Origin of the sequence: Microbacterium sp. NPDC058021 (assembly GCF_042885955.1) — a bacterium.
Classification (GTDB): Bacteria; Actinomycetota; Actinomycetes; order Actinomycetales; family Microbacteriaceae; genus Microbacterium.
Map to the genome: position 1 here is coordinate 710401 of NZ_JBHVRF010000001.1, position 10270 is coordinate 720670.

At 71.3% G+C, this 10270-nt stretch carries 10 protein-coding genes; 7 read left to right on the forward strand and 3 right to left on the reverse strand.

The features are described from left to right. The first annotated feature begins 2 nt into the window (after positions 1–2). From ACFVR6_RS03305 to ACFVR6_RS03325, 5 genes are read left to right on the forward strand one after another with little or no spacing between them, the layout of a single operon-like run. Complete coding sequence (locus ACFVR6_RS03305) at positions 3–1316, forward strand: MFS transporter (protein ID WP_386958774.1); 1314 nt, start codon at positions 3–5, stop codon at positions 1314–1316. Beyond that, the gene (locus ACFVR6_RS03310) at positions 1313–3136 is read left to right on the forward strand and encodes a glycoside hydrolase family 2 protein (protein ID WP_386958776.1); all 1824 of its coding nucleotides are present in this window, start codon (positions 1313–1315) and stop codon (positions 3134–3136) included. Before ACFVR6_RS03305 ends, ACFVR6_RS03310 begins: the two co-directional genes overlap by 4 nt. Then, positions 3133–4134, forward strand: coding sequence for a DUF2804 domain-containing protein (locus ACFVR6_RS03315; RefSeq protein WP_386958778.1), 1002 nt, complete (start codon positions 3133–3135; stop codon positions 4132–4134). The genes ACFVR6_RS03310 and ACFVR6_RS03315 overlap by 4 nt, the downstream gene beginning before the upstream one ends. A gap of 45 nt (positions 4135–4179) precedes the next feature. Next, complete coding sequence (locus tag ACFVR6_RS03320; protein WP_386958780.1) at positions 4180–4896, forward strand: ABC transporter ATP-binding protein; 717 nt, start codon at positions 4180–4182, stop codon at positions 4894–4896. Beyond that, entirely contained in the window at positions 4893–5627 is a 735-nt protein-coding gene (locus tag ACFVR6_RS03325; RefSeq protein ID WP_386958782.1) for an ABC transporter permease, read from the forward strand. The genes ACFVR6_RS03320 and ACFVR6_RS03325 overlap by 4 nt, the downstream gene beginning before the upstream one ends. 12 nt (positions 5628–5639) lie before the next feature. On the opposite strand, the gene ACFVR6_RS03330 is transcribed toward ACFVR6_RS03325, so the two are convergent. Further along, complete coding sequence (locus tag ACFVR6_RS03330) at positions 5640–6068, reverse strand: MarR family winged helix-turn-helix transcriptional regulator (protein ID WP_386958784.1); 429 nt, start codon at positions 6066–6068, stop codon at positions 5640–5642. A 34-nt stretch (positions 6069–6102) separates the two neighbouring features. On the opposite strand from ACFVR6_RS03330, the gene ACFVR6_RS03335 reads away from it, so the two are divergent. Next, positions 6103–7893, forward strand: a complete 1791-nt coding sequence (locus tag ACFVR6_RS03335) for a DUF2207 domain-containing protein (RefSeq protein ID WP_386958785.1) — start codon at positions 6103–6105, stop codon at positions 7891–7893. 11 nt (positions 7894–7904) lie between these two features. Here ACFVR6_RS03335 and ACFVR6_RS03340 read toward each other — a convergent pair whose 3' ends face one another. Next, a complete protein-coding gene (locus tag ACFVR6_RS03340; protein WP_386958786.1) occupies positions 7905–8645 on the reverse strand; it encodes an alpha/beta fold hydrolase in 741 nt (246 codons plus the stop codon). Positions 8646–8718: 73 nt separating this feature from the next. On the opposite strand from ACFVR6_RS03340, the gene ACFVR6_RS03345 reads away from it, so the two are divergent. After that, complete coding sequence (locus tag ACFVR6_RS03345) at positions 8719–9417, forward strand: helix-turn-helix transcriptional regulator (protein WP_386958788.1); 699 nt, start codon at positions 8719–8721, stop codon at positions 9415–9417. Positions 9418–9523: 106 nt separating this feature from the next. Here the strand turns inward: ACFVR6_RS03345 and ACFVR6_RS03350 are convergent. After that, the coding region (locus ACFVR6_RS03350; RefSeq protein WP_386958790.1) for an HNH endonuclease signature motif containing protein at positions 9524–10270 on the reverse strand (747 nt) is incomplete at its 5' end.

Consider the following 10270-nt stretch of genomic DNA (forward strand, 5'->3'; position numbering starts at 1 on the left):
CGATGTCCGTTCCCACCTCCGTGCCCGCCCGCGTGCGGCTGCCCCGTGTCCCCGCCCGCACCTGGTGGGTGGTCGTGCTCGTCGGTTTCGTCGGGCAACTGGCCTGGACCGTCGAGAACATGTACCTCAACGTGTTCGTGTACGACACGATCACGACCGATCCGACCGTCATCGCGGTGCTGGTCGCGGCATCCGCCGTCGCCGCGACGCTGTCGACCATGCTCGTGGGCGCCTGGTCGGATCGCGTGAAGCGCCGGCGCCCGTTCATCGCGGTCGGCTACGTGCTCTGGGGGTTGACGACCGCGACGTTCGGGTTCGTGCAGCCGTCGGCGGGTGCCGCCGCCGCCCAGGTGGTGGGCACGGCCGTCGTCGCGATCGTGCTGCTGGACTGCGTCATGTCGGTCTTCGGCTCCGGCGCCAACGACGCCGCGTTCAACGCGTGGGTGACCGATGCCACGACCCCCGCCGACCGTGGCCGTGTCGACGGCGTGCTGGCGGTGCTGCCGCTCATGTCGATGCTGCTGGTGTTCGGCCTGCTCGACGGGCTCACCCAGGCGGGCGAGTGGAAGCTGTTCTTCGGCATCATCGGACTGGCCACAGCCGCCGTCGGCGTGGTGGCGTGGTTCCTGGTGCGCGACGCCCCCGGCATCCGCACCCCCTCCGACGGCTATCTGCGCGCGCTCGTGCACGGCCTGCGGCCCGCCACCGTGCGCGCGCACCCGCGGCTGTACACGCTGCTGGTGGCGTGGGCGATCATCGGAACGAGTTCCCAGGTGTTCTTCCCCTACCTGATCATCTACATCCAGCGGTACCTGCAGATCGATGGCTACGCGATCATCCTCGGCAGCGTCCTGACGCTCGCCGCCGTCATCAGCGTCGTCGGCGGACGCGTGGTCGACCGCATCGGCAAGACCCGCGCGATCCTGCCGGCGGTGGGCTTCATGATCGTGGGGCTCGTGGGCATGTTCGTCGTGCGCGACATGCTGAGTGTCATCGCGTTCGGCACGATCATGATGGGCGGGTTCATGCTGTCGACCGCGTCGTTGTCGGCGAGCGTGCGCGATGCCACCCCTGCCGACCGCGTCGGCATGGTGCAGGGCCTGCGCATGATCTTCATCGTGCTGATCCCGATGGTGATCGGCCCCTTCATCGGGTCGGCGGTGATCATCGGCGCGAACGAGACGTACGTCGATCTGGGGATCGTCAAGCAGGTGCCCACTCCGTGGATCTTCCCCGCGGCCGCCGTCGTGGCGCTGTTCGTCGTGATCCCCGTGCTGGCGCTGCGGCGCCTGCCGCAGGAGGTGGATGCCGCGTGAGCGGGACCCTGCTGACCCCGTGGGGCGAGCGCCTCGACCGCGACGCGCCGCTGCCGGAGTATCCGCGGCCGCAGCTGGTGCGCGACGGCTGGGCCAACCTCAACGGGCCGTGGTCGTACGCGATCACCCCGTTCTCCGCCGCCGACCCGCTCACCGTCGCCGATCCGGTCGCTGCGCCCGCGGCGTGGGACGGCGAGATCGTGGTGCCGTTCTCTCCCGAGATGCCGTTGTCGGGCGTCGGGCGCACCCTCGGCGCGCAGGAGACGCTCTGGTACCGGCGTGCGTTCGCGCTGCCGCGGGAGCTTGCCGACGGTGAGCGCGTGCTGCTGCACTTCGGGGCCGTCGACCAGTCGTGCCGCGTCGCGGTGGACGGCGTGGAGGTCGGCGGGCACACCGGCGGGTACCTGCCCTTCGCCCTCGATGTGACTGCCGTGCTCGCCGCCGGCGGGGAGCACGAGGTCACCGTCGCCGTGCGCGATGTGACGGATGCCGCGTGGCTCGCGCGCGGCAAGCAGTCCAGCCGCCGCGGCGGCATCTGGTACACGCCGCAGTCGGGCATCTGGCAGACGGTGTGGCTCGAGATCGTCCCGCGCATCGCGGTGGACTCGCTCGTGCTCACCCCGCACCTGACCGACGGCGTCGTCGAGGTCACGGTCGAAAGCGCCCACGGCGCCGGCACCGAGGCGGTCGTGACGATCTCGGCCGAAGGCGAAGAAATCGCCACGGCGACCGTGCCGGTGGGGCAGCCCACGCGCGTCGCGCTGCCGGTGCCGGTGCGGCTCTGGTCGCCCGAGGACCCGTTCCTCTACGACGTGGCGGTGACCCTCGGCGAGGACCGGGTGGGCAGCTACGTCGGCATGCGCTCCTTCGGCATCGGGGTCGACGATCACGGATTCCCGCGGCTGCTGCTCAACGGCCAGCCGCACCTGCCGGTGGGGCTGCTCGACCAGGGGTACTGGCCCGACGGCGGGTACACCGCCCCCAGCGACGCCGCCCTCGAGTACGACATCCGCCTGGCCAAGCGCCTGGGCTACACGATGCTGCGCAAGCACATCAAGGTGGAGCCGCTGCGCTGGTACCACCACTGCGACAGGCTCGGCATGCTCGTCTGGCAGGACGCGGTCAACGGCGGCGGGCGCTACCGGCCCGCCGTGATCACCGCCCCGGTGTTCGGTGCTCCGCAGCTCGACGACACGCGGCACGCCCGGTTCGGCCGGTCGGATGCCGCGGGGCGCGCGCAGTTCGAGCGGGAACTGGTCGAGATGGTCGAGCACCTGCGCAGCGTCGTGTCGCTGTCGCTGTGGGTGCCGTTCAACGAGGGCTGGGGGCAGTTCGACGCCGCCCGCATCGCCGCGCTCGTGCGCGACCTCGACCCCACCCGGCCGATCGACCACGCCAGCGGCTGGCACGATCAGGGGGCGGGTGACCTGCGCAGCCTGCACGTGTACTTCCGCCCCGTGCGGGTGCCCCGCGGCGACGACCCCCGCGTGCTGGCGGTCACCGAGTACGGCGGCTACAGCCTTGCCGTCCCGAGCCACACCTCGACCGGAAAGGTGTTCGGCTACCGCCGCTACCGCACCCGGGCGGGCCTGCAGCGCGCGCTGGAGCGCCTGCACGATCGCGAGATCGCGCCGGCCATCGAGCGCGGCCTGGCGGCCACCGTGTACACGCAGCTCAGCGACGTCGAGGACGAGGTCAACGGCATGGTCACCTACGACCGCCGCTATGTGAAGGTCGACGAGCACGCCGTGCGCGCGATGAACGACAGACTGCGCCAGGCGGCATCCACCCGTGCCGCGGTGCGAGAGGAGCACGCGTGACCCTGCCCGAACTGACCCGACCCGTCTCGCTCACCGCCGGGGACGGCCGTGTGCTCAACCCCGCCGCTGTCGGGTGGGCGCGTCAGCCGCTGGTGGACGCCTCGCGCGTGCAGGAGCATTCGTGGGGCCGCAACAAGCGGTGGGAGTACTGGAACGTCACGACCCCGACGCACATCCTCGCGCTCACGGTGTCATCGATCGACTACGCCGCCGTGCACGAGGTGTGGGTGCTGGACCGCGCGACCGAGCGCACCTGGCACGCCGAGGCGACGGTGCTGCCGGCCCGCGGCGTGACCCTCGCGCCCCGCCTCGAGCAGGGATCGTCCCGCGCGCGGGCGAAGGGCCTCGAGATCGACATCGACGAGGTGCCCGGCGGCACGCGGCTGCGGGCGCGCATCGCCGATGTCTCCTTCGACGTCATCGCCGACCTCGCGCCTGAGCACGAGCGTCTCGCCGTGGTCGTGCCGTGGACGGCGCGGCGGTTCCAGTACACGGTGAAGGACGTCGCGCGCCCCGCGCACGGCACCATGACGGTCGAGGGGGTCACCTCCGACGTGCCGGCGGGGCAGTCGTGGGCGGTGCTCGACCACGGCCGCGGGCGCTGGCGGTACGACGTGGAGTGGAACTGGGGCGCCGGGTCGGGGGTCGCGGGCGGCCGCACGCTCGGCATCCAGGTCGGCGGACGCTGGACCGACGGCACCGGGTCGACCGAGAACGCGATGCTGATCGGCGACCGGCTGCACAAGATCCACGACGAGCTGCGGTGGGAGTACGACCTGGCGCAGTGGCGACGGCCGTGGCGCATCACCGGGGGTGGGCTGGATGCCACCTTCGAGCCGTTCTACCTGAAGACCGGGCGCACCAACCTCGTCGTGCTGGCCTCGAGCACCCACCAGTGCTTCGGGCACTGGTCGGGCACGTTCACCACCGAGGACGGCGAGACGGTCCCGTTCGGGGAGATCCTGGGATGGGCCGAAGAGGTGCACAACCGCTGGTGAGGCGCGCCTCTCGCATGTGCGCGTCGGCAGGGGCACGATGAGCGTGTGACCGCCGCGGTGAAGGTGCAGGGCCTGGTCGTCAGGCGCGGCCGCACGACGGTGTTCGACGGTCTCGACGTCGAGATTCCCCGCGGGCGCATCACCGGGCTCCTCGGACCGAGCGGCGGGGGCAAGACGACGCTCATGCGCGCGATCGTCGGCGTGCAGATCGTCGCGGGAGGAACGGTGACCGTGCTCGGCGAGCCGGCCGGTGCGCCGGCCCTGCGCCACCGGGTCGCCTACGCGACGCAGGGCGCGTCGGTGTACGACGACCTCACGGTGGAGCAGAACCTGCGTTATGCCGCGCGGCTGCTCGGGGTGCCGGCATCCGATGTGCCGAGGGTCATGGCCGACGTAGACCTCACCTCCCAGCGCGCGCAGCTGGCCGGGGCGCTGTCGGGTGGGCAGCGCAGCCGGGTCTCGCTCGGCGTGGCGATGCTCGGCGCCCCTGACCTGCTCGTGCTCGACGAGCCCACCGTCGGGCTGGACCCGGTGCTGCGCCAGAGCCTGTGGGAGATCTTCCGCCGGCTGGCCGACGCCGGCGCGGCCCTCGTGGTGTCGAGCCACGTGATGGACGAGGCGATGCGCTGCGACGATGTCGTGCTGATCCACGACGGTCGGATGCTGGCGCACACCACCCCGCAGGGGCTGCTGGAGACCACCGGTGCACGCGACGCTGACGCCGCGTTCTTGGCGCTCATCGACCGGGGGAGCGCGGCATGAACCCGGTGCGCACGCTGGCGACCGCGGGGCGGGTGCTGCGTCAGCTGAGCCACGACCCTCGCTCGATCGCGCTGATGCTGGTCGCTCCGAGCCTACTGGTGGGCCTGTTCGCCTGGCTCTTCAGCGAGCGGGAGGGGGTGTTCGACACCTTCGGCGGGCCCATTCTGGCGCTGTTCCCGTTCATCGTGATGTTCCTCATCACGTCGGTCACGACACTGCGGGAGCGCCGATCAGGCACGCTGGAGCGGCTCATGACGACGCCGTTGGGCAAGGCCGACTTCATCGTCGGTTACGCGCTGGCGTTCGGGCTGATGGCGACGCTGCAGGCGGTGGTGACGGTGTGGTTCGCGGTCGTGGTGTGCGGGCTGCAGGTCGCGGGCCCGCTCTGGCAGCTGGGGCTCGTCGCGGTGATCGATGCGATCCTCGGCACCGCGATGGGGCTGCTGGCGAGCGCGTTCGCACGCACCGAGTTTCAGGCGGTGCAGTTCATGCCGCTGCTGGTGTTTCCGCAGATCATCCTGGGCGGACTGTTCATGCCGCGCGATGAGATGCCCGACGTGCTCTATGCCGTCAGCACCGTGCTGCCCCTGAGCTACGCGGTCGATGCCATCAACGCCGTGACGGCGGGCGACGCGGGCAGTGACCTGTGGCGGCCGATGGTGATCGTCGTCGCGTTCGCGCTCGGTTTCCTCGTGCTCGCGCCCTTGACGCTGCGCCGCCGCACGCGCTGACCGGGGCGCGGCTCAGCGGTCGCGGAGCTTGAGGGCCAGGTCGCGCAGCTGCTGCAGCTCGTCGTCGTCGAGCGACGACATGCGGGCGGCGATCGACTGACCGTGCCGCGCGGCCAGGCGGCGGAAGACGGCTGCGCCCTCCGGTGTCGCGCGCACCACGGCACCGCGCCCGTCCTCGGGGTCGGCGCACTTGGTGAGCAGTCCGCGCGAGACCATCCGGTCGACCAGGCGCGAGACGCTGGGCTGGCTGATGAGCATGTTGGCCGTGACCTCGCGCAGCCGCGCCGTGAGGTCGTCGGAGCGGGTGACCGTGAGCAGCACGTCGTACTCGGCCTGCGACAGCTCGGCATCCCGGAAATCGACGTTGATCTCCTCGAAGACCTCGTGCTGCGCCCGGAACAGCGCCTCCCACGCGTCGATGGCGAGGCGGCGGTCGGTCATGGGGACCACTGTAACCCCGCATAGGCTGGGCGCCATGGTGCGAATCGTCAGTCGGATCGGTGTCGTGATCGCAGCGTTCGCGGTGATGCTCGTGGCATCCGTCGCCGTCGCGCTTCCTGCGGCGGCGGACGTGGACGACTTCGAGTTCTCGAGCCTCGACGCCGACTACACCCTCACCCGCGCCGAGGACGGGACGAGTCGGCTGCGCGTGGTCGAGACCTTCGTCGCCGTCTTCCCCGATATCGACCAGAACCGGGGGATGCGCCGGACGATCCCTTCGTCGTACAACGGGCAGCCGCTGAACCCCTCGCTCGTGTCGATCGCCGACGAGAACGGCGCCGAGCGGCCCGCCGAGACCGACTCCGACGACGGGGTGTTCGAGATGGTCTCCCGCGCCGACGACTTCGTGCACGGTGCGCAGACCTATGTGTTCACGTACGACCTCGAGAACGTGACCTGGACGTTCGACGACGGCGGCCAGGAGTTCTACTGGGACGTCAACGGCGTGGACTGGCCGCAGACGTTCGGGCGCGTGACCGCGACGCTGCACGTGGATGCCGCGCTGGCCTCCTCGCTCACCGGGCGGCAGGCGTGCTACGTCGGCGGGCAGGGTTCGACCGAGCAATGCCAGATCGCGGTCGCGCCGGAGGATGGTGGCACCGCGGTCACCGCCGCGGCCGACGGCGTGGGCCCATACGAGACGGTGACGATCGCGGTCGGGTTCGAGCCCGACACGTTCACACTGTTCGACTCCTCGTACCTCGCCTCGGGGTGGGGCTGGGCGCAGAGCGTGGCGACGGTGGGCATGCTCGGCGCGGTGGGCGCGGCGTTCTGGTCGCGCCGGCGGTGGCTGCGGGATGACCCCGGTCGGCCGACGATCATCGCCGAGTACACCCCACCGCGCGATGTCGACGCGCTCGAGAGCGCCGTGCTCCTGGGGAAGACGTCGAAGGCGATTCCCGCGGAGGTGCTCGAGCAGGCGATCGTCGGCTCGATCCGCATCCTCGAGGGCGCGCCGAAGACGTTCGGCAAATCGAAGCTGCAGGTCGAGCTGGTGGATCGTTCGCGTGCCGACGGCGACGGGCGGATGCTGCTGGATGGGCTGTTCGGCCCCGATGCGGTCCCCGGCGCCACGTTCGAATTCGGCAAGCAGGACACCCGGTTGTCGACCGTGGCATCCAAGATCCTCAAGGCCGCCGACAAGGAACTCGATCGTCACGGGCTGCGCCGGCCGGTGCCGGCCGGCGTGCGGGCGTGGCCCATCGTGGCGGTGGTGCTGACCTCGGCGCTCGTCTTCCTCTTCGGGGTGCTGGCACTGGATGCCGCCGTCATGCCGCTCGTGCCGATTTTGCTGTTCGTCCTCGCTGTCGGGGCGCTCGTGGTCGGGATCGGGGTGGTGACCCACCGTCCGCTCACGTCGGCGGGCGCGGAGGTGCGCGATCACCTCGCCGGGTTGAAGGTGTTCATCGACTGGGCCGAGGCCGACCGCATCCGCATGCTGCAGTCGCCGATGGGCGCCGAGCGGCGGCCGGTCGACGTCAACGACCCGCGCCAGATGATCCATCTGTACGAGGCGCTGCTGCCCTATGCCGTCGTGTTCGGCCAGGAGAAGAAGTGGGCCGATGAACTGATGGTCTACTACGACCGGGCCGACATCGCGCCCGGCTGGTACTACGGCGCGGGAGCGTTCAACGCGGCGACCTTCTCGTCGAGCATCGCCTCGCTGTCGACGGCGGCGATGTCGTCGTCGTCGACCTCCGGTGGCTCGTCGGGTGGCGGCTCGGCCGGCGGTGGCGGTGGCGGCGGCGGTGGCGGCGGGGTCTGACCCGCGCGCACTCACTCGGTTCGCGCAGCGGCTGCCCGGATGAGCTCGGCGAGGTCGCCGGGACGGCTCCACATAGGCCAGTGGCCCGTCGGGAGGTCGACGACGTCGACGTGCGCGAGGTTCGCGACCTCGGCGAACATCGGGTGGCCCGCCGCGGCGAGCTCCCGCACCTGGGCGCTGGGGATCGAGCAGCACACGAGGGTGGTCGGGACGGTGCGGCGAGCCTGGTTCGTGAGGACGACGGGCTGACGGAGCACAGGGCCGGGCTCAGGCACCGCGCGGGCTCGGAAACGGTCGAGGGTCTCTTCGCTCAGGCCGTCGAGGCTCGCCTGCTGCCCCATGACGTCGAACGGCGGCAGCGGCAGCTCGGTGACCTCCTCCGGGAAGTCGGGCGCGAAGATGCTGCCGTCAGTGACCGGGCCGGAGTCGACCCACACGACCCGGTGGATCAGCTCGGGATGCCGGTCGAGCACGAGGCTGACGGGAAGGTTCGCGCCGCTGTGGGCCACGATGGTGGCGGGCTGCTCCGGGGAGACCCCGCGCCGAGTGAAGAGGTCGACGATGGCGGCGACCTGGTCGTCGAGAGTCTTCGACGCACGATCGGGATCGCCTGCGTCCAGTCCCGGAAGGGTCATCGCGATGGCGGGGGAGCCTGCGGTGTCCAGGTGTTCGAGGACCTCATCCCACGCCCATGCCCCCAGCCAGTGGCCGGCGATGAGGATGATGGTCTGGGTGTTCGTCGTGCGTGTCATGTCCCCAGCTTGGTGGGTGCCGCGGACAGGTGTGTGTCACCATTTGTGTCATGAATACGGCGAGGGCTGAACAGTGAAGCGCGCAGAGCGACTTCACGCCCTGTCGGAGATGCTGCGGCGCAGCGGCTCCCGGGGGTGCTCCGCCGAGCGGCTGGCGCAAGAGTTCGGCGTGTCCGTGCGCACCGTCAAGCGGGACCTCGATGCGCTCGAGAACAGCGGCGCGCCGGTGTGGTCGCGCCCGGGGCCGGGCGGTGGTTACGGTCTGGCCGGGGGAGCGTCGCTGCCTCCGGTCACCCTCTCGCCCGCACAGGCGGTGGCGCTCATGGCCGCGGTGTCTGCGGCATCCGATGCGCCCTATGCGGACCTCGCCGCAGCCGGGGTTCAGAAGATCCTGGACGTGCTCGACCCCCGAACCCGGGCACGGGCCGACGAGCTGGCGGGCCGGGTGTGGGTCAACGCGACGCCCGCTTCGTCGCGCGCGATCAGGTCGGCGCTGGAGGAGGCGATGGCCGAGCAGCGCGTGGTCCGCATCCGCTACACATCGGGCACCGGTGCCACGACCACCCGCGACGTCGAACCGGTGCTGTTCGCCTCGACGAACGGCCAGTGGTACCTGGTCGGGTGGTGCCGCCTGCGCGACGCGATGCGATGGTTCACCGTGTCGCGCATCGAGCGGGCCAGCGTGACGGCAGCGGTGTGCAGCGGCCATGCCGTCGCCGAGGTCGGCGAGCCGCCCGCCAACGCCAGGCCGGTGCACGCGCGAGGCGCGTGAGTCGGTCGATTCCGCAGTGCGGGGGTGGGCTGCTGGTGGGCGCGGCGCCCGTGCGCGCGTCGGCCCGCCGTCCGGGTGGGTGCCGGTCGGCGGGTGGGCGTGGTGGTTAGAAGGGTGGTGGCGCCCCGCTGCCGGCGGTGGCGGTGGCGGTGGTGGTCGCGGGGGTGGTGGCGGGGGTGGTGGTGAATTCGAGGGCGCCGTGGGGGATGTCGAGGTAGCGCCGGCCGGTGGGGCTGGTCCATTCGAGGGTGCCGTCGGGGTGTTGGGTGACGGTCCACGCGGTGTGGTGTTTCAGGGTGTGGTGGCGTTTGCAGAGGTGGGCGAGGTTGCACAGGTGGGTGGGTCCGCCGTGGGCGTGGTCGATGGTGTGGTCGATGTCGCACCTGTAGGCCGCGGCCCGGCAGCCGGGGAACCGGCAGTGCTCATCGCGGCCGCGGAGGAACCGGCGTTGCTCCGCCGTCGGCCGGTAGCTGTCGGTGCCGAGGAGGGTCCCGGTGGTGGGGTGGTGGAACAGTCGGTCCCAGCTGGTCGCGATGGACGCGTAGTGGCGGGCGGTGCCCGGGTCGAGTGGTCCGTGGCCGTGGAAGGTGGCGGGGGTGTCGCTGCCGGTGAGGGTGGCGGCGGGGACAGTGACCTGGATGTGCGCGATGATCGCGTCGGTCTCACACGTCGTGGTGTCGGAGTCGGCGGCGGTGGCGTGGCCGGTGAGGAGGAGGTCGGCGAACACGTCCGCCCGCCGCTGATCCATCGTCCGGGTGTCCACCGCGACCGGCGGGGTGTCCGCGGTGTCGGGCCCACCTACGGTTTCCGGTACTGCTGTTGTCGCGGCGCCGCCGGCATCCGCATCCCCCGC

What these genes read in the sequence shown, in the direction of transcription:
- ACFVR6_RS03305 (WP_386958774.1), top strand. Translation starts at nt 3, where the DNA reads ATGTCCGTTCCCACCTCCGTGCCCGCCCGCGTGCGGCTGCCCCGTGTC.
- ACFVR6_RS03325 (WP_386958782.1), top strand. Translation starts at nt 4,893, where the DNA reads ATGAACCCGGTGCGCACGCTGGCGACCGCGGGGCGGGTGCTGCGTCAG.
- ACFVR6_RS03330 (WP_386958784.1), bottom strand. Translation starts at nt 6,068, where the DNA reads ATGACCGACCGCCGCCTCGCCATCGACGCGTGGGAGGCGCTGTTCCGG.
- ACFVR6_RS03335 (WP_386958785.1), top strand. Translation starts at nt 6,103, where the DNA reads ATGGTGCGAATCGTCAGTCGGATCGGTGTCGTGATCGCAGCGTTCGCG.
- ACFVR6_RS03340 (WP_386958786.1), bottom strand. Translation starts at nt 8,645, where the DNA reads ATGACACGCACGACGAACACCCAGACCATCATCCTCATCGCCGGCCAC.